This window comes from Flavobacterium frigidimaris (genome assembly GCF_002217275.1).
In the GTDB taxonomy this organism is placed as follows: Bacteria; Bacteroidota; Bacteroidia; order Flavobacteriales; family Flavobacteriaceae; genus Flavobacterium; species Flavobacterium aquidurense.
This window is the reverse complement of sequence record NZ_MUGV01000011.1, coordinates 91790-110788: the sequence shown is the minus strand read 5'-3', so window position 1 is coordinate 110788 and position 18999 is coordinate 91790. Positions and strand designations below refer to the sequence as shown.

Here is an 18999-nt window from a genome sequence, read left to right as displayed (position 1 = left end):
ACTTTTTTTATGGAGTGAAAACTATTTTTGCTCTTGCTTTTTTACTTCAGCAACATACTTGGTCAGCTTTTTTCCGTAAAGTGATTGTGCTACTTTTGGTGTCATTGATTTTTGAATAGTATCAAGAAACTTCACGTTGATGTCGTAGATTTCGGCTAAAGCGATATAAGGTGCTATTTCGTAATCTTTATGGTTCATAGCAAAGTTTGTTGCATACAAGTATTTTCTTTTGATATTTGATTGCTGTTTTGCGTCAAGACTATCAATTGCTTTTTGGTCTTGTCTTTTGATCGCTTTAAATCTTGGTTCTACCATTGCAAGGTTTTCATCATTAAAACGAGAGTTTATTTTTTTGTATTCTTCGTATAATTCCTGATTTTTAGATCCAGTGATTTTAGCACCATAAATAAAATTATCCAAATTAGTTTCGATGTTGATGTTTCCTGGTTCTGCAAAAAACAGAATATTGTTATCCATTGAGTTTGTTACTCCGCGATCAAGGAATAAGTAAAGCATTTCTGGAGATTCTAATTTAATATCACGCTCAAAAGTTGAGTTTCCGTCGATTTTTACACTGTCTATTGCAACAAGTGAAGTGTCAACAATTCTTTGAATATATAAAGTTCCGTTTTTTAATCCTTTAATGTTTCCTGTGATGTGCAGGTTGTCAGCAGATTCTTTTTTGTCGCATGATGCTAGTAGTGCAAGTGCAACAAAGGCAATAATAGATTTTTTCATTGGTTTTTAGATTTTGGTGCAAAATAAAGAAAATAGTTTGAATGTAATGATTCGTACTTTAAATTTTAATAAAAAATAAAATCCCAATTTATTTCTAAATTGGGATTGCTGTATTTTTATAAAAATGAGCTTTTTACATTGATAAATTATAGCTTACTCCTGTTTCGTGAGTATAGGTGAATTTGTTGTCGCATTCGTTATTTCCGTAGTCAATAACTCCTTTAAGAAATCCGCCTTCTATTTTTAATTTTCCTTTTGAAACATAAATACAAGAATATTTTTTAACCAGGGCTTCCTGAACTGTCAACGTTAGTGTTGCACCTTTTTCTGTCGTTACAGTATGATTTCCTTCTGTCATTTCATAAACATTATCTTCTAAAACATAAGGAGTGTCAACACCTGCTGTTTGTTTTACAGTATGCATTCCTGAATTTGTATAAACTCTTCCTTGTAAATCTGTAAATTTTCCGTTTGTTACTTTTCTGCTCCATTGTGGTACAGTTGCCACAGTTGTTGTGTTGGTGTATTCAATTGTTCCTTCCAGTTTAATTCCGTTAATAGAATAATCGATTCTTTCGATAGTTAGTTTGCTTCCTGTAGTGATAATTGGTCCCGAAAGTGTGATTTTTAATTTCCCTTTCCTTGTAAGCTGACCATCTGCACAACCCGCTGTTCCAAAATCAACGGTGAATACCTTTGGATAAGTTGCTCCTGTTGGTGTAGTAATAGTGATTGTAGCACAAACTCCGGCTACATTTGTTGCTGGTTTTGCAGTTGGTGAACTGTTTGTTATTAGTAATCCCGTATTAATGTCCATTTCATCGGCCGCATCAATTGCAACGGAAGCCGCAACAGAAGTAGTGTCGGTTTGATTGACCACATTGTCATTAGAACAGGAAACATAAATTAATGCTGTAGCGCAAATACCCAGAAATAAAAAAGCTGTTTTTTTCATAGTAGTTTTAGTTTAAGATTAGATTAAAAGGCAATCAAATGTAATAAAAAAAACGAATTCCAATAAAAAAATCCTGTGAGTCTGACTCACAGGATTTTAAAAATTATTCTTTTTTGTAAAAAACCTTATTTGATCATTTCAAAACTTCTTTTTACGAAAGCAGTTAAAGCTTCGCCTTTTAATAGGTTTTGCGATAATTTTGCTAAATCTAAAGCTTGTTTTACCAAGTGTTCCTGATGTGTTTTGTCTTCTGTATTCAAAATACTTGTTGCCAAATCAGAATTTGTATTTACTACCAAATTGTACATTTCAGGCATATTGCCCATTCCGAACATTCCGCCACCACCTGACTGACTCATTTCTTTCATTCTACGCATAAATTCTGGTTGCGTTATAATGAAAGGAGCAGCCTGGCTATCCATAGCTTCTAGTTGGACAGAATACGCTTTTGGAATGTAAGCTTCCAATGAAGTTTTTAATGTTTCTTTTTCTTCATCAGATAATTTAGAAATGGTATTTTCGTCTTTCTTGATTAAGTTGTCAATATGATCAGAATCCACACGAACAAAAGTTACATCTTTATTATCGCCTTCAATTTTTTGGATTAAGTGCGAGATGATAGGAGAATCTAAAAGCAATACTTCGTATCCTTTTTCTTTTGCTGTTTCAATATAAGAGTGTTGAGCATCTTTATTTCCAGCATAAAGAACTACCAATTTTCCGTCTTTATCTGTTTGGTTTTCTTTTAATTTCTCTTTTAATTCTTCTAAAGTAAAGTAAGTGTCGTCTACTGTTGGATACAATACAAATGCACCTGCTTTTTCGTAGAATTTATCTTCAGAAAGCATTCCGTACTCTAAAACAATTTTAATATCGTTCCATTTTGCTTCAAAATCAGCACGGTTTTCGCTGAATAAAGCTTTTAGTTTATCAGCAACTTTACGAGTAATGTAGTTGGAGATTTTTTTCACTGCGCCATCAGCCTGTAAACCTGAACGGGAAACATTCAAAGGAATATCCGGAGAATCAATCACACCTTTTAACATGGTCAAAAACTCAGGTACAATTCCTTCTACGTTATCGGTAACGTAAACCTGGTTTTGGTACAATTGAATTTTATCTTTCTGAATTTGCATATCTGTACCCAATTTTGGGAAATACAAAATTCCAGTTAAGTTGAAAGGATAATCTACATTTAAATGAATGTTGAATAATGGCTCCTCAAACTGCATTGGATACAATTCTCTGTAGAAATTTTTGTAATCTTCCTCAGATAATTCAGACGGTTGTTTTGTCCATGCCGGATTTGGGTTGTTGATGATGTTGTCAACTTCAACAGTTTCGTTGATATAGTCTTCAGGAGCATCTTCCGGTTTTGGAAGTGTTTCTGTTTTTGTTCCGAATTTAATCGGAATAGGCATGAATTTATTGTATTTATTCAATAATCCAGCAATTTTAGAATCTTCTAAAAATTCAAGAGAATCTTCAGCAACATGAAGAATGATTTCAGTACCACGTGAAGTTTTGTCAGCTGGCTCTAAAGTAAATTCAGGACTACCATCGCAAGTCCAGTGTGCAGCTGGTTCGTCTTTATATGATTTTGTAATGATTTCTACTTTTTCAGCAACCATAAACGCAGAATAGAAACCAAGACCAAAGTGACCAATAATTCCAGAATCTTTAGCAGAATCTTTGTATTTATCAAGGAATTCTTCAGCTCCTGAAAAAGCAACCTGGTTGATGTATTTTTCAACTTCATCAGCCGTCATACCTAAACCCTGGTCAATAATGTGGATTTTTTTACCTTCCTTATCAACTTTGATTTCAATAACCGGATTTCCGTATTCAACTTTAGCCTCGCCAATGCTAATAAGGTGTTTTAATTTTAAAGTAGCATCGGTTCCGTTTGAAACGAGCTCACGCAAGAAAATTTCGTGATCGCTGTACAAGAACTTTTTGATTAAGGGAAAGATGTTTTCTACTGAAACATTAATTTTACCTGTTGTCATATTTTTTATTTTTTTAGTTTAATGAGATGATTGTCATTCCTTCAAATAGAATACCAATTGTTTTTGGTGTGACAAAATGACCGAAGTGTTAATTTTGAAAGAAAATAATTAGATTTTGGAACTGTTAATATTTCAATGAATCGTATATTTGTGGTACACTAATTGTTAAACGTGTAAGTATTAACTTAAAAAATGTATAAAATGAAGAAAATTCTTTTCATTTGCATGATCGCCATAATGGTATTTGCGTGTAAATCAGCTTCGTCTACAACAGCTTCAACAGAAGCACCAACGCTATCGACTAAACTTGACAAATCGACTCAAGTAGCGCTTAAAGGAAATTGGGTTCTAACCAATGTGTCTTATCCAGGGTCAGATTATATTAAAGTAACTTCATTTGATCTTGCCGATTCAAAATGTTTTATTGGCAGCACCTGGAATTTTATTTCTAATAATAATAAAGGTACTATGACTTTAACTGCTCCAAGCTGTACAGCATTTACTTCTCCAATAGTATGGAGTATTAATAATCAAGGACTTTTAGTACTTAAGATTGTTAATCCGGGAACAAAATCGAAAAACGTTAAAGAAGGCTATTTACTAAAAGTTGCAGGTGTAACAGATAATTCTTTTGAGTTAATAGACAACATTAATGTAGGTGGACAAACTAAAGATGTTACTTACCAATTTCAAAGAGCCAATTAATATTAAAATATATACACATGAAAAAGATAACAGTTTTAGGGTTGAGTAGTTTACTTGTATTAGTTAGTTTTTTTACAAGCTGCGATTCAGTTAAAAATGCAAATAACACACAAAAAGGAGCCGGAATTGGAGTAGTTGCCGGTGGTCTTATTGGTGGTATTTTAGGAAATAATTTAGGGCATGGCGGAAATGCTGCTTTAGGTGCTGCAATTGGTGCTGCCGTTGGTGGTGGAACAGGAGCACTTATTGGAAACAAAATGGATAAACAAGCTCGTGAAATCGATCAGGCATTACCTGGTGCAGATGTTGAAAGAGTAGGAGAAGGAATTCACTTAACTTTGAACGAAAATGCAGTTCGTTTTGATACTAATAAATCAACTTTGACAACTCAGGCGAAAGCTAATTTAGATAAATTAATTCCTGTATTCACAGAATACGGAGATACTAATATCGAAATTTTTGGTTACACTGATAATACAGGAAAACCAGAATATAATTTAACACTTTCAGGACAGAGAGCTGCATCTGTGCAATCTTATTTAGTGGCAAAAGGATTAAAATCAAGCCGTTTCAAAACTTCAGGTTTAGGTATTGCGGATCCAATTGCAACAAATGATACTCCGGAAGGAAGAACTCAAAACCGCCGTGTTGAGTTTGCAATTACTGCAAATGACAAAATGGTAAATGATGCTAAAACAGAGGCTGGAAAATAGTTTCTAATGCAATAAAAAATTTTAAAAGCTGTTTCTTAATTGAAGCAGCTTTTTTTTTGACTTTAGGATTTAAACATTGTAAATTTGGACTCTCAAATACAACCCATGCTCGACATTCAGAATATTTCTTTCTCTTATACCGATAAACCCGTTATTAAAGACGTTTCTTTTACTATAAATAAAGGTGAAAACATTGCTATTATTGGCGAAAGTGGCTGCGGGAAAAGTACGCTTCTTAAGCTACTGTACGGCTTGTTTGATCTAAATGAAGGTAAAATTTTTTATAATGAAAAACCAATTTTAGGTCCAAAATACAATTTGATTCCCGGAATGCCGTACATGAAATATCTGGCACAGGATTTTGATTTGTCTCCGTACGAAACAGTTGCTGAGAATGTTGGAAAATTTCTTTCGAATGGTTTTGCCAACATGAAAAAATTGCGTGTGCAGGAATTATTGGAAATGGTAGAAATGGAACAGTTTTCTAATGTTAAAGCTAAATTTTTAAGTGGAGGACAACAACAGCGAGTAGCTTTGGTAAGAGTTTTGGCTTTGGAGCCGGAAGTGATTTTACTTGACGAACCTTTTAGCCAAATTGATGCTTTTCGTAAAAATGCTTTACGCCGAAATTTGTTCCGATATTTAAAACAAAAAGGAATTACGTGCATCATTGCAACTCATGACAGCACAGATGCATTATCATTTGCAGACGAAGCGATTGTAATGCGTAATGGTGAACTTATTGTAAAAGATAATCCAACCAGGATTTATGAAGATCCTGAAACTAAATATGTCGCTTCGTTATTTGGTGAGGTAAATGAAATACCAACTCATTTGTTACTTGATTACGAAGATGAAACTCATAAAACATTAGTGTACCCGCATCAGCTTAAAATGCTTACCGAATCAAAATTGCCGGTTAAAATCAGAAGAACTTATTTTAGAGGAAATCATTTTTTAATAGAAACTGTCTATAAAAGGCAATTGGTCTTTTTTGAAAGCGAAATTGATTTGCCGCTTGAACAGGAAATTTTCTTGGGATTGAATTATTTGTAATTAGAAAGTGTGCCAATTAGATCATTTTCTGGACCGTTAAAAATAGTAAACCCGACAGTTTTTTTAAATCTTGTTGGGTTTTTTTATACATTTCATGATTAACGGTTTTTTAAAATACTTATCCAGGAACTTCTGTTTCTAAATATGGATAGAAATTGGAGCGGTAGTAATTAGTTGTTTTTTCATATTTTTTATTTTTTCAATGTAAAAACTGTTTTTTCAAAAGAGAAATAGTTTTAATCAACTATATAATTAAACTATATTAAATTGCTAATAACGAAAAAAATAGTAATTTGGGCGCTTATGTTTTAAAGTATACGTAAATTTGCAATCCAATTTTTTAACAAATAATAAAAGAATATGTATCATTCAAAAATAGCGGGCTTAGGATATTATGTTCCTTCAAATGTTGTGACCAACGATGATTTGTCTAAGATAATTGATACTAATGACGAATGGATTCAGGAACGTACCGGAATTCAGGAGCGCAGACACATCATTCGTGGAGAGGATACCACAACTTCAATGGGAGTAAAAGCAGCTAAAATTGCAATAGAACGTTCTGGCGTAGCCAAAGAAGATATTGATTTTGTAGTTTTTGCTACATTAAGTCCTGATTACTATTTTCCAGGTCCCGGAGTTTTAGTACAACGTGATTTAGGTTTAAGAACAGTTGGAGCATTAGATGTTAGAAACCAATGTTCTGGTTTTGTTTATGCAATTTCTGTTGCCGATCAATACATTAAAACCGGAATGTATAAAAACATTTTGGTAATTGGTTCTGAAGTGCATTCAACCGGATTAGATATGACAACTCGTGGACGTGGAGTATCGGTAATTTTTGGAGATGGAGCGGGAGCGGCAGTTTTGAGCCGTGAAGAAGATTTATCAAAAGGAATTTTATCAACTCACCTACATTCAGAAGGACAACATGCTGAAGAGCTAGCATTGCAGGCACCAGGAATGGGAGCACGTTGGGTAACAGATATTTTGGCTGATAATGATCCAAATGATGAAAGTTATTATCCATACATGAACGGGCAGTTTGTATTTAAAAATGCAGTAGTTCGTTTTGCTGAAGTAATTAACGAAGGTTTAGAAGCAAATGGTTTGCAGGTTTCAGACATTGATATGTTGATTCCGCATCAGGCGAATTTAAGAATCTCACAATTCATTCAGAATAAATTCAAATTGAGTGATGATCAGGTTCATAATAACATCCAAAAATACGGAAATACAACGGCAGCCTCTATTCCGATTGCTTTGACAGAAGCTTGGGAACAAGGAAAAATTAAATCTGGAGATACAGTTGTTTTAGCTGCTTTCGGAAGTGGATTTACTTGGGCGAGTGCTATTATTAAATGGTAATTTTATTCATCCTGCATTATATTTCAAACCTGTTCTGTTAAGAGCAGGTTTTTTTATAATTTAGTGTTCTATTATGCGGTTTCTGTCATTGCGAGGAACGAAGCAATCTCATTTGTTGAGTCTGTAGATGGTAGTGCGGTTGCTTCGTTCCTCGCAATGACAAACTTTGAGAAAATATAATTTAATCAAAATGAAAAAAAATCAACTCGAAATAGCCTGTTTCAATTATGAATCGGCAATTATAGCTCAGGAAGCGGGTGCGGACCGAATCGAATTATGTGATAACATGAAACTTGGCGGAACAACACCAAATCCAATCCTGGCAGTTAGAGTGCGCGAAAAGTTATCTATTAAAATGCATGTCATTATAAGACCTCGTGGTGGCAATTTTATTTATAGTGATGATGAATTTGTTGAAATGAAGCAAGACATCAAACAATTTAAAAAACTAGGAGTTGACGGTTTTGTTTTCGGAATTTTGAAGGAAAACGGAAATGTCAATAAAAGACGCAGTAAGGAACTGGTTAATCTGGCGCACCCACTTCCGTGTACCTTTCATCGTGCTTTTGATGTTGTAAAAGATGTCAAGAAGTCTCTCAAAGATATAATTGATTGCGGTTTTACAACTATTTTGACATCAGGACAGGGAATAAATGTTGAAGAAGGTATTTTTGCTTTGGAGAAAATTCAAAAATGGACAAAAGACAAAATCGAAATTATGCCTGGCGGAGGTTTAAGATCGTCTAATATTAAATTATTGCAGGATAAATTAGAACCAACATTTTATCATTCATCGGCCATAACGGATAATACGGAAACGGCAAATCCGGAAGAGATAAAAGAATTGCGCAATTTTTTGTAACCGTAATTAATAAAATAAAAAAGCCTGGAGTTGGCATACTCCAGGCTTTTCTTTTCTACAAGAACTATTAAAATCTACTAATAAAAGTGGGATTAAAACATTCCACCACCACCTTTGTTAGTGTTATCTTCTCTTTGTTTACGTTGAAGGTTTTTAATTTTTGCTCCTCCAAAGTTATAAGTCAATCCTACATAAACCGTTTGGCTTTCCCATGAAAACTGTCCTGTTTGCGGATAAGGATAAATTCCGTCAAAAGAATATTTCATGGTATTGAAAACGTCATTGAAACGTACACTGATATTCATTTTGTTGTCTAACAATGTATAACGTGAACCTATGTCCATTTTGTACATTTCATTTCTATGTTGTTGAATTTCGTCAACCGGACCTCTGAAAAAACCGAATAATAAAAAGCTTAAACGTTTTGTAGGTTTGAAGTTTGAGTTCATACGCGCATTAAATGCCGAAGTTGTAACACTTCTTTGAAGCGGTGAACTTGTACTTGTTGCCGGATCAAATTCAAAAACAACACCTTCCTGGTTTATGCTTGAGAAATCAATAGAAGGTTGAATGTCCCACCATTTTGCAATTTTATAGTTAAGAGAAACATCAAAACCATAAGCACTGTTGTGATCGTAATTCGTGAAACTTAAAATTTGTTTGTATCCTGAAGGATCATTAGGATCAGGACTTAAAGTTCTGCTGATTTGATCATTGATGCTTCTTACGAAAACTCCGGCAGTTATACTTCCTTTTTCAAGAGTTTTGGTGTAATTTACTTCTACAGAATTTGTAAACTGAGGTCTTAACTCAGGATTTCCGTATGATGTTACTAACGGAGTAGAAAACTCACGAATAGGTTTTGTTTGCTCTAAACTCGGGCGGTCTACACGACGGCTGTAGCTTAATTGCAATACATTTTTCTCATTCAAATTATACGTTAAATAGGCTGATGGATATAAGGTGATATAATCGTCATCAAATTTTGTTTCGCCATGATTTAAATTTGCAGCAACTTTATAACTCTCAAAACGAGTTCCTAATTGGTAACTAAATTTTTTGAATTTCTGACCAAAAGTTACGTATGCAGAATAGATATCGGTGTCATAAGTATAATTAGAAATTCTGTCTTCAGCAGCAACTAAAGGATTTCCGGTATTGTAATCATTATTTGATCTTGTTATTCTTGCTTCGGCACCAGCTTCAAGAGTTGTTTTGTCGTTTAACGGATTTACATAATCAACGTTAATTGTACTCAGTTTTCTTTTATCTCCAATAAAATCACTGTAAATGATATCATTCTTTGTATAGTCAGGTCTTGTTGTTTGCGTGTCAAAACTTGCATCTTGAGAAACTTTAGTATCACTGTAGTTTCCTTCAAAATCTAAAGTATGTCCTTCTTTTTTAAAGATATGTTTGAAAGCTAAATTATAAGTTCCGGTATTGCTTGGACCATGATATTTTGAATTTTGATAGATGTTCAAAATGTTTGGATCACCATTGTTATAATCAATATCTGTTAGTACAATTCCGGTTCCGGTAGATTTATTTTGATTGGTATAAAAAGATAAAGTATTGTGATCATTGATTAAATAATCCATACCAATTTTATACAAATAATTATCATTATCGTTCGAAATATCTAAATTTTGATTTACCGGTTGATCTAATCTTACGATGTGACCTTCATTTTGATAAGTACCAAAATTTTGCCCTGCGTTTCCAAAGAAATTTACTTTTCCGGTTTTGTAGTTCAAATCTAGTGATTGATTGTATTTTGCTGTTTTTCCGAAAGTGATACCACCACTGTAGCTTCCGTTAAAACCAGTGTTAGCGTTTTTGTGTAAAATAATATTGATGATTCCAGACATTCCTTCCGGATTGTATTTAGCGCTTGGGTTTGTAATCAACTCAATTTTTTTGATAGAAGTAGATGGAATTTGTTTTAGCAATTGAGCAGGATCAATATTAGATGGTCTACCGTCAATTAATACACGCACGTTGTCGTTTCCGCGAAGTGAAAGTTTTCCATCCTGATCTACGTTTACAGATGGAATATTACTCATAATATCAGATGCAGAAGCTCCGGCAGTTGTCAAATCTTTACCTACAGTAATTACTTTTCGGTCAATTTTTTGTTCCATTGTAGAGCGTTCAGCAACAATATTTACACCTTTAAGTTGTGTTGCTTCTTCTTCAAGAGAAACGTTAATAGTTGCCGTTTTTTTATTATCGCTTAAAATTACGGAGCCAATGTATTTTCTAAATCCAATGTATTGAACTTCGATGGTATAACTTTTTAAACCCAAATTTTTAATTGTAAAGTCTCCATTGTCATCTGTATTGACTCCTGAAACAACTTTTCCATTTTCTTTGATAGAAACTGTCGCATAAGAAATTGGTGCATTATTCGATTTTTCAGAGATTTTTCCAGACACTGTTCCGGTGTTCTGGGCCTGAGCTGTTGCGATTACTCCCAGTAATGCAAACAGAAAGAATTTTAATTTCATAATAGTGTTACTTGATTATTTTGATTTGATTGATGATGATTGTTCTTTTTGTTTTTGTTAGATTTTTTTGGCTTTAAATAAATTCAAAGTTCCTATTAAGACTCTTTTATTGTGAATATGTTACAGAAAAAAAATAAAAAAAATCATTTTTGATTCTATTTGCTCTGTTTTGTAAGAGATTAGCGTTTTAATTTTTTGATAATTTTAACATTCAAAACAAATGACTTTTTATGAAATTCTAAACGTTTTGTTCAATTTTATATGTTTTTCATTTTCTGTAATTGATGAATAAGCAGTATCTTTGCTCACTTTAAAATAAGTTTACATGTCATTATCACAAATTCTTACACCTTCTATACAAAGCGCCATTCAGGCATTATTTGATGTTACTGTTGATAAAATTGAATTTCAAACTACCAGAAAAGAGTTTGAAGGCGATATTACAATGGTGATTTTCCCATTATTAAAAGTGATTAAAAGTAATCCAGTGGAACTTGGAAATAAAATTGGAGATTATTTAGTTGAAAATGTTTCAGAAGTTGCTCGTTTTAATGTGGTTTCAGGTTTCCTGAATATCGTAATTGCAGATAGTTATTATTTGAATTTCTTTAATGAAATAAAAGACAATACAAAGTTTGGCTATGTAACGCCAAATCCAGAAGACAAAGCTATAATGGTCGAGTATTCTTCTCCAAATACCAATAAACCTTTGCACTTAGGTCACGTTCGTAACAATTTGTTGGGATATTCTGTTGCAGAAATTATTAAAGCATCTGGTAAAAAAGTATATAAAACACAAATCATCAACGATCGCGGAATCCATATCTGTAAATCGATGTTGGCCTGGGAGAAATTTGGAAACGGAGAAACTCCTGAAAGTTCAAATTTAAAAGGAGATAAATTAGTTGGTAAATATTATGTTGAATTTGATAAAGCCTATAAAGCTGAGATTAATCAACTAATCGAGACGGGTAAAACAGAAGAAGAAGCAAAAAAACAAGCACCGATTATTGTTGAAGCACAAGATATGCTGAAGAAATGGGAAGCTGGTGATGAAAAGGTAATCACGCTTTGGAAAATGATGAACCAATGGGTTTATGATGGTTTTGCGACAACTTACTCTAATCTTGGAGTTAATTTTGATCGTTATTACTACGAAAGCAATACTTATTTATTAGGGAAAGATGTTGTTCAGGTTGGATTGGATAAAGGTGTTTTTGAAAAAGATCCTGATGGGTCGGTTTGGATAGATTTAACAGATGAAGGTCTGGATCGTAAAATCGTATTACGTTCTGATGGAACTGCGGTTTACATGACACAAGATATTGGAACTGCAATTCAGCGTGTAAAAGATATGCCAGATGTTGGAGGTATGGTTTATACGGTTGGAAACGAGCAGGATTATCACTTTAAAGTGTTGTTCTTGATCCTGAAAAAATTAGGTTTTGACTGGGCTTCAAGTCTGTATCATTTATCGTACGGAATGGTTGATTTACCTTCCGGAAAAATGAAAAGCCGTGAAGGAACTGTTGTAGATGCTGATGATTTGATGCAGGATATGACGGATACAGCAAAACAAATTTCAGAAGATTTAGGGAAACTAGACAGTTATTCTGCTGAAGAAAAAGCGAAATTGTACAAAACGATTGGTCTTGGAGCATTGAAATATTACATCTTAAAAGTAGATCCTAAAAAACGTATCTTGTTTAATCCTGAAGAATCTGTTGATTTTGCAGGAAATACAGGCCCGTTTATTCAATATACTTACGCGAGAATTCAATCGATTATCCGTAAAGCTGATTTTGATTTTTCAGCAAAAACAAATACTGAAGAATTACACGAAAAAGAAAAAGAATTGGTAAAACAAATCGAACTTTTTCCTGAAGTAATTCAAAATGCAGCTCAAAATCACAGCCCGGCTTTAATTGCAAATTATACGTACGATTTGGTAAAAGAATACAATTCATTCTATCAATCTGTACATATTTTAGGTGAAATTGATTTGACTAAAAAGATTTTCAGAGTACAACTTTCTCAAAAAGTGGCAGAAGTTATAAAATCTGCTTTTACATTATTAGGAATTGAAGTTCCGGAGAGAATGTAAACGTTTAAATATAAAAAGTAAAGAGCCGTTAATTTTATTATCGGCTTTTTTTATGCTCAGATTTCTCATGAAGCTTGAGGTTTAAAGCTTAAAGAAGAGGAGATAATAAGGATATACTAAATTTGTTAAGAATTTGTTAGGCTGAATTTTCTTCTAAAAAAAGCAGCTTTAGATTTGTATATGGGATTATTATACTTATGTTTACAGTAAGAAAAAGATTTAAAAAAATCTTCTGAAAAGCCAATAAACAGAGGAGATCCCCAGATCTTTAATGATTTAAATAATCGAGGTAGCTGAAAATCGTAAGAGTAAGCAAAACCAAAAACAAGAACAAAATGATTAAAAAACCTTTTTTCGTACTGGCATTTTTATTTGCGCTTAGTACAATGAATGCACAAGATTTAGTTAATCCTTCTTATGGATTCTCTCACAGTAAAACAGCCTACATTACTTTGGCAGATGGTACAGAAATCAACGGAACTATCAAAGATATTGATAGAGAAAAAGGATTGATCGAGTATATTAAATTACAAGACGGAGCTGGAAAAAAACACAAACTAAAACCGGAAGATATTAAGTTTATGTACTTGCCACCAAGCGGATTGGATAATTTAACGAAAAGCTTAGATTTTATTTCTGATTATCAAAAATGGAGCGATGATAAATTGAATCAAGAGTACATAAAAGAAGGTTACGCCTATTTTGAAACTGCTGATGTACAAATCAAAAAGAAAAAAGAAAAATTATTAATGCAACTTCTAAACCCGGGATTTAGTAAAGAGTGCAAAATATACTGTGATCCACATGCTAAAGAAACTACTTCATTAGGAGTTGGTGGAGTTAAATTTGTTGGTGGAGATGCAAAATCTTACTATGTAGCTAAAAAAGATGCACCAGCGGTTTTATTAAAGAAAAAAGAGTATAAAAAAGAATTTGCACCATTATGGGGTAGCTGTGAAAAAGTAATTTCTGGAAACCCTGAGCCTAAATGGACAGATTTAACAAAACATGTTATTACGTACTCTGAGTGTGCAGAATCAAAATAATTGTTTGTTTAAAAAGATATAGAATAAGAAAAGCCGATAGCAGTAAACTATCGGCTTTTTTACAACTAGCACAAACTGTTTTTACTTTATGAACTTGTCGATAATTTTGTCTGTTTCTGCTTTTGAAGCGTCTGGTTTTAAATCAAACAAAAGAGAATACAACGCTTTTCTGTCCACTTTAGCTTCTAAGTTTAAGTCCTGGTGTCTGTCAAACAATGTTTGCCATTTATCACGAACATTTTTCCAAAGTGCGTTATTTTCTTTCCACCATTTTTGAGCGGCAGCACATTTAATATCCGGAACTTTAGTATAAACATCAAACCCTTTTTCTTGCGCTAACAATACATCTTTTCCGCTGTCATCTCTGACCAATTTGTCATTGTCTTGCTCATGATTCCATCCCGTAGAAGTGATTTCATGGATGTTTCTTCTTTTTAAAACATTATAATCATTACGTTTTGTTTGCTCTCTTCTTGGAAGCGGAGCATCAGCAACGTTTGCCCAGTAATCTTGTCCGTCAACATGAACCCATGTTGATGATCCTTCGTATCGTGGACTATCATCTACCTGATAAACTTTTTGAGTCCACTGTCCTTTAACAGCTTTCTTGTCTAATTTTTTGTATTTCCACGATGTTCCTTTATCGAAAGAATATAAGTCTGTGTTTTCGTAAAGCCAATCTTGTCTCCAGTGTTTGATAATCATATCATCACTTACTATTAATAAGTGCTGCATCACAATTTTGTTTGGTGTATCTTCTAGTAAATCAACCCATTCCAAAGCAGATTCATGCTTAGTTTCAGATGATTTATAAGTAAGAGAATCTTTTGGATATGAAAAAGTTTCAGTAAAATTAAATTTCACTTCATAACAACCACACATTGATTTAATTGATTTGATGTCTTGTTGTTTTTTATCCTGGCTGAAACCAAGAGCACAAGTCAAAGCCATTACGGCCGAAAAGAAGAGGCTTTTTGTAATCATAACTTATTGTTTTGTTTTAAAATTTTTTGCAAATATATAAATTTTATTTAGAACAAATAAAAATAGTTACTATATTTGCGCCATTATTAAGACTGAATAAAAATAATGAAAATTAAAATTACCCTTTTTGTACTGTTCGTTTTTTGTCAAATTTCTTTTGCGCAACAAGATAGTATAGCATCAAAAGAAAAGCTTTCAGAAGTAGTTGTGACAGGACAATTAGAGCCACAATCGATTAAGAAATCTGTATTTAATGTTCGTGTTATTTCAAAAGAAAATATAAAGCAGCTGGCCGCAAACAATTTAGCTGATGTTTTAAATCAATATTTGAATATTACAGTGACATCAAATGGTGATGATGGGCGTTCAAAGGTTTCAATGTTCGGATTAGATTCGCAGTATTTTAAGATTTTGGTTGATAATATACCTTTAGTAAGTGATACAGGTATGGGGACAAATGTTGATTTAACGCAGGTTAATCTTGATGATGTCGAGAGAATCGAAATCATCGAAGGATCAATGGGTGTAACTCATGGAGCAAATGCTGTAACTGGTATCCTAAACATTATTACGAAAAAAGGAGGAGGATATAAATGGCAGATTAGTGCCACTGTTCAGGAAGAGACCGTTGGAAAGGAATTTGCATTTTTTGATAAAGGCCGTCATATACAATCAGCTAAAATTGGTCATAATTTTAATGAAAATTGGTTTGTTAACATAGGCGGAAATCGCAACGCAATGTCTGGTTTTTATGATAATAGACAAGGTAAAGATTACGATAAAAATGACGGACTGAGAGGATATACACAGCTTCCGAAAGAACAATTGGTAGGAAATGCAGTTTTGGGTTACCAAAAAGATGCTTTTAGAATTTTTTACAAATTTGATTATTATGGTGAAGATGTTCATTACTACAATCCTCTTGTAAATATCCAAGATAATTATCCATTTCCAGACACCTATTTTTCGAGAGATAAAAGATATATTACCAATCGTTATTACCACCATTTAAACACCAGTGGAAATCTTTTCTCGAAGTTAAAGTACAATGTTTCGGTTTCTCAGCAAAAACAAGAACGTGATTTAGAGAATTTCGTTTATCATATAGATACAAAACAAGAGGTAGATAACAAGAGAGACACTTATCAATCAAAAAAGGTGTTTTATTCAACGGGTACACTGAGCAATTTCTTTGATAATAAAAATGTAGATTTTCAACTTGGTTATGAAATTACAAACGAGAATGGTTTTTATGATTCTTCAGTTGGAGCTTTTAGAGATGATAATCAGCAGGGTGTAGATATTAGAAAGAGATTGGAAAATTATGATATTTATTCGGTTGCTGAAATTGGTGTAAATGATAAATTTTCCATTCGTCCAGGGCTTCGATTTTCATTTCAAAGTGCTTTCGACAATCAATATGCAAGTTCTTTAGGTTTAAGATATCTTTTTGATAAAGGATTAGAAGCAAGAGTTTCTTTGGGGAAATCGTATCGTACTCCAAACTTTGATGAGCTTTATACTTATTTTGTCGACTCTAACCATAACATGCAGGGAAATGCAGATTTGATTCCAGAAACAAGTACTTCTTATGAGGTTAGTTTTAAGAGAGCCTGTAATTTTGATTCGGGTGCTCAAATCACAAACAACTTAGCTGTTACGTATCTGGATGTTGATGATAGAATTGACCTGGTTACAATTCAGGTAAATCCTTTGCATTATAAATACGTTAATATCAATAGATATAAAATGTGGAACATTTCAACAGTAGAGCAATATATTTACAAAAATTGGAATGTAATGTTAGGTGCCGCTGTAGTTGGAATTTCCAGAAGACTTGATTTAGCGGCTGAAAACTTAGTGTCTGATGATAAATTTTTCTACTCGTTCAGATTAAATTCAAGTATCTCTTATAATATTACAAAATGGAATACTTTGTTAGCTGTTTTCTATAAATATAACGGACAGCAGCAACAGTATGTTGCGGGGACAGGAAGTGATGGGAAAGCTGGTTTCTTTTTAAATGAATTGCAGCCTTATAGCTGGATGGACGCTTCTATTCGAAAAACATTCTTTAAAAATCAATTTGAAGTTACTGTTGGAGCCAGAAACCTACTTGATGTTACTAATTTACAATCTGTTCAAAATGGAGGTGGAGGCGATGCATCTGGAGGAGCGCATGGAGGAGGAACAAGTACTGATATGATGTTAGGATATGGCCGATCTTACTTCTTAAAACTTACGTATAATCTAAATTTTAATTAATATATAAATACCATGAAAAAAAACTTTATTTTAATACTATCTTTTGTATTACTAGCCATTGGGGCTTGTAGCAGTGATGATGATGTGGCGTTGCCAAATGCAGTAGCTTTTACTTCTACATCGTTAAATTTATCGGCAGAAACAACTCCGATCGAAATTAAATTTGCATCTCCAACTGCAGCAGCGGGATCTCTAACTTTAACTTACACTGAAACTGCAGTTGCAAATGGTATAGATTATAGTACTACACCAGCAATCGCTGCAAATAAGATTGTAGTTCCTTTTGAAAAAAATGTATCTACAGTATCTTTTACTTTTAAAAAATTAAAAGAAGCTATCGAAGGCCAGGTAAAAAATGTGGTTTTTACTATTAGTAGTATAACTATCAATTCTGTAATTTCTGATAACAAATCAATTCAGGTAAACTTTAATGAGACAGCTTCTTTAGGAAGTGCATTAGCTCCAGGAGTTGGAGGGCCAACAGAGCCAAATCAGGTTTTTGTTGATTTGAGCAGCGGAAAAATGACTGCTGTTCCTAGAGTATCGTGGGATTTAGGATTTTATTCTGGAACAGATTTTAGAGTAATAATAAACCACACTGTAAGAATGTCTGCTAAACAAACGACTAGTGTAAATATTGATGAAGTTCAATTGGAAGATGCAACCATGCTTGTTAATGGTAGTGGAAGTACTACTCAAGTTGATGACGCTGCAGGAGATATTACTAAAACTGCTATTGCAGCAATCTCTTCAACAGATGCTGATAACAAAGTATATGTAATCAATATGGGAAGTAATCCTGGGACAACTAATCCAGCTGTTGGATCTGAAGGTACAGGTACAGGGCCGTCTAGAGGATGGAAAAAAGTTAGAATTTTAAGAAGTGGTAATGATTATAAAGTTCAATATGCAGATATTGCAGCTACAACTCACGAAGAAATCATCGTTACAAAAAATGCAGCTTATAACTTTACATTCTTAAGCTTATTAGATAAAAAAGCAGTTAGTGTAGAGCCTCAAAAAGCACAATGGGATATTAGTTTCACAAGTTTTACTAATACAACTTCAATGGGAGCAGGTTTAGTTCCTTATAATTTTGCAGACTTCGTTTTAAATAACGTTAAAGGTGGTGCAAAAACTTACCAAGTACTTACAACAGCTTTTACATATGATGCTTTCACATTAGCAAATGTTGACAACACTAAATTTACAGAGGATCAAAGAAATATTGGTTCAAACTGGAGAGGAACTGTTTCAGGAACAGATGCAAACGGTAATCCAGTTTCTGGATTTGCGGCAAGGTCAGATCGTTTCTTTGTTGTTAAAGATCCTGCAGGAAATGTTTATAAAGTTAGATTTACAGCAGGTGTGAACGCAGCAGGTGAAAGAGGTAATCCTACCTTTCAATATGCTATCTTAAAATAATAAGTGCCAAAAAATATAAAAAATATTGGTATTGTTATACTCGATTATAACAATAGGGAAACAGCACCGAACTAAAAATTAGTTAATTCATAAGCTTTGTTTTTTTTATTTTTTTTGAGAGAGGTTAGATTTTATCTAGCCTCTTTTTTTGTTTTTTATTTTAATGTTAAAAAGGGTTGTAGATTAATGTTTAACCCTATCTTTGCACATGTTTTTTTAATATGGAATTAACAGGAAATTTTAATAATTTTTCCCTCGA

Annotated in this window: 14 protein-coding genes; 9 read left to right on the top strand and 5 right to left on the bottom strand. The window is 33.2% G+C overall.

Annotated features, from left to right (window positions below; all coding sequences use genetic code 11):
• Positions 1-21: 21 nt before the first annotated feature.
• The 3 genes from B0A65_RS05855 to htpG all read right to left on the bottom strand — a co-directional run bounded on the left by B0A65_RS05855 (position 22) and on the right by htpG (position 3702).
• The gene (locus B0A65_RS05855) at positions 22-738 is read right to left on the bottom strand and encodes a DUF4369 domain-containing protein (RefSeq protein ID WP_074659461.1); all 717 of its coding nucleotides are present in this window, start codon (positions 736-738) and stop codon (positions 22-24) included.
• A gap of 133 nt (positions 739-871) precedes the next feature.
• Complete coding sequence (locus B0A65_RS05850; protein WP_074659462.1) at positions 872-1693, bottom strand: hypothetical protein; 822 nt, start codon at positions 1691-1693, stop codon at positions 872-874.
• A gap of 125 nt (positions 1694-1818) precedes the next feature.
• Complete coding sequence (gene htpG / locus B0A65_RS05845; protein WP_074659463.1) at positions 1819-3702, bottom strand: molecular chaperone HtpG; 1884 nt, start codon at positions 3700-3702, stop codon at positions 1819-1821.
• Positions 3703-3903: 201 nt separating this feature from the next.
• Between htpG and B0A65_RS05840 the strand changes: the two genes are divergently transcribed.
• The 5 genes from B0A65_RS05840 (at position 3904) to B0A65_RS05820 (ending at position 8406) form a co-directional block, all read left to right on the top strand.
• Positions 3904-4407, top strand: coding sequence for a lipocalin family protein (locus B0A65_RS05840; protein ID WP_074659683.1), 504 nt, complete (start codon positions 3904-3906; stop codon positions 4405-4407).
• A gap of 17 nt (positions 4408-4424) precedes the next feature.
• Complete coding sequence (locus B0A65_RS05835; RefSeq protein ID WP_074659464.1) at positions 4425-5120, top strand: OmpA family protein; 696 nt, start codon at positions 4425-4427, stop codon at positions 5118-5120.
• Positions 5121-5225: 105 nt separating this feature from the next.
• Positions 5226-6176: an ABC transporter ATP-binding protein gene (locus B0A65_RS05830; protein WP_074659465.1), complete on the top strand. Its 951-nt coding sequence runs from the start codon at positions 5226-5228 to the stop codon at positions 6174-6176.
• Positions 6177-6536: 360 nt separating this feature from the next.
• Positions 6537-7544: a 3-oxoacyl-ACP synthase III family protein gene (locus B0A65_RS05825; RefSeq protein ID WP_074659466.1), complete on the top strand. Its 1008-nt coding sequence runs from the start codon at positions 6537-6539 to the stop codon at positions 7542-7544.
• Positions 7545-7734: 190 nt separating this feature from the next.
• On the top strand, positions 7735-8406 hold the full coding sequence (locus tag B0A65_RS05820; RefSeq protein WP_074659467.1) for a copper homeostasis protein CutC: 672 nt from the start codon (positions 7735-7737) through the stop codon (positions 8404-8406).
• A gap of 92 nt (positions 8407-8498) precedes the next feature.
• Here the strand turns inward: B0A65_RS05820 and B0A65_RS05815 are convergent, their stop codons facing one another.
• Positions 8499-10916: a TonB-dependent receptor domain-containing protein gene (locus B0A65_RS05815; protein ID WP_074659468.1), complete on the bottom strand. Its 2418-nt coding sequence runs from the start codon at positions 10914-10916 to the stop codon at positions 8499-8501.
• 325 nt (positions 10917-11241) lie between these two features.
• Between B0A65_RS05815 and argS the strand changes: the two genes are divergently transcribed.
• Positions 11242-13020 carry an arginine--tRNA ligase gene (gene argS, locus B0A65_RS05810; RefSeq protein ID WP_074659469.1) on the top strand — a complete coding sequence of 593 codons (1779 nt, stop codon included), beginning with the start codon at positions 11242-11244 and terminating at the stop codon, positions 13018-13020.
• Between the two features lie 335 nt (positions 13021-13355).
• Positions 13356-14066, top strand: coding sequence for a hypothetical protein (locus tag B0A65_RS05805; protein WP_123890282.1), 711 nt, complete (start codon positions 13356-13358; stop codon positions 14064-14066).
• 81 nt (positions 14067-14147) lie between these two features.
• Here the strand turns inward: B0A65_RS05805 and B0A65_RS05800 are convergent, their stop codons facing one another.
• A complete protein-coding gene (locus B0A65_RS05800) occupies positions 14148-15050 on the bottom strand; it encodes a DUF6607 family protein (protein WP_074659471.1) in 903 nt (300 codons plus the stop codon).
• 105 nt (positions 15051-15155) lie between these two features.
• Here B0A65_RS05800 and B0A65_RS05795 point away from each other — a divergent pair, with 105 nt between their 5' ends.
• Both B0A65_RS05795 and B0A65_RS05790 read left to right on the top strand, forming a co-directional pair.
• Positions 15156-17315: a TonB-dependent receptor plug domain-containing protein gene (locus B0A65_RS05795; RefSeq protein WP_074659472.1), complete on the top strand. Its 2160-nt coding sequence runs from the start codon at positions 15156-15158 to the stop codon at positions 17313-17315.
• A gap of 12 nt (positions 17316-17327) precedes the next feature.
• Positions 17328-18740: an HmuY family protein gene (locus B0A65_RS05790; RefSeq protein WP_083370427.1), complete on the top strand. Its 1413-nt coding sequence runs from the start codon at positions 17328-17330 to the stop codon at positions 18738-18740.
• Positions 18741-18999: the final 259 nt, after the last annotated feature.

Bases quoted from the DNA above. Each gene is read 5' to 3' on its own strand.
- htpG (WP_074659463.1), bottom strand. From the start codon at position 3,702: ATGACAACAGGTAAAATTAATGTTTCAGTAGAAAACATCTTTCCCTTA.
- B0A65_RS05835 (WP_074659464.1), top strand. From the start codon at position 4,425: ATGAAAAAGATAACAGTTTTAGGGTTGAGTAGTTTACTTGTATTAGTT.
- B0A65_RS05840 (WP_074659683.1), top strand. From the start codon at position 3,904: ATGAAGAAAATTCTTTTCATTTGCATGATCGCCATAATGGTATTTGCG.
- B0A65_RS05815 (WP_074659468.1), bottom strand. From the start codon at position 10,916: ATGAAATTAAAATTCTTTCTGTTTGCATTACTGGGAGTAATCGCAACA.
- B0A65_RS05795 (WP_074659472.1), top strand. From the start codon at position 15,156: ATGAAAATTAAAATTACCCTTTTTGTACTGTTCGTTTTTTGTCAAATT.
- B0A65_RS05800 (WP_074659471.1), bottom strand. From the start codon at position 15,050: ATGATTACAAAAAGCCTCTTCTTTTCGGCCGTAATGGCTTTGACTTGT.
- B0A65_RS05830 (WP_074659465.1), top strand. From the start codon at position 5,226: ATGCTCGACATTCAGAATATTTCTTTCTCTTATACCGATAAACCCGTT.
- B0A65_RS05820 (WP_074659467.1), top strand. From the start codon at position 7,735: ATGAAAAAAAATCAACTCGAAATAGCCTGTTTCAATTATGAATCGGCA.
- argS (WP_074659469.1), top strand. From the start codon at position 11,242: ATGTCATTATCACAAATTCTTACACCTTCTATACAAAGCGCCATTCAG.
- B0A65_RS05855 (WP_074659461.1), bottom strand. From the start codon at position 738: ATGAAAAAATCTATTATTGCCTTTGTTGCACTTGCACTACTAGCATCA.
- B0A65_RS05805 (WP_123890282.1), top strand. From the start codon at position 13,356: ATGATTAAAAAACCTTTTTTCGTACTGGCATTTTTATTTGCGCTTAGT.
- B0A65_RS05825 (WP_074659466.1), top strand. From the start codon at position 6,537: ATGTATCATTCAAAAATAGCGGGCTTAGGATATTATGTTCCTTCAAAT.
- B0A65_RS05850 (WP_074659462.1), bottom strand. From the start codon at position 1,693: ATGAAAAAAACAGCTTTTTTATTTCTGGGTATTTGCGCTACAGCATTA.
- B0A65_RS05790 (WP_083370427.1), top strand. From the start codon at position 17,328: ATGAAAAAAAACTTTATTTTAATACTATCTTTTGTATTACTAGCCATT.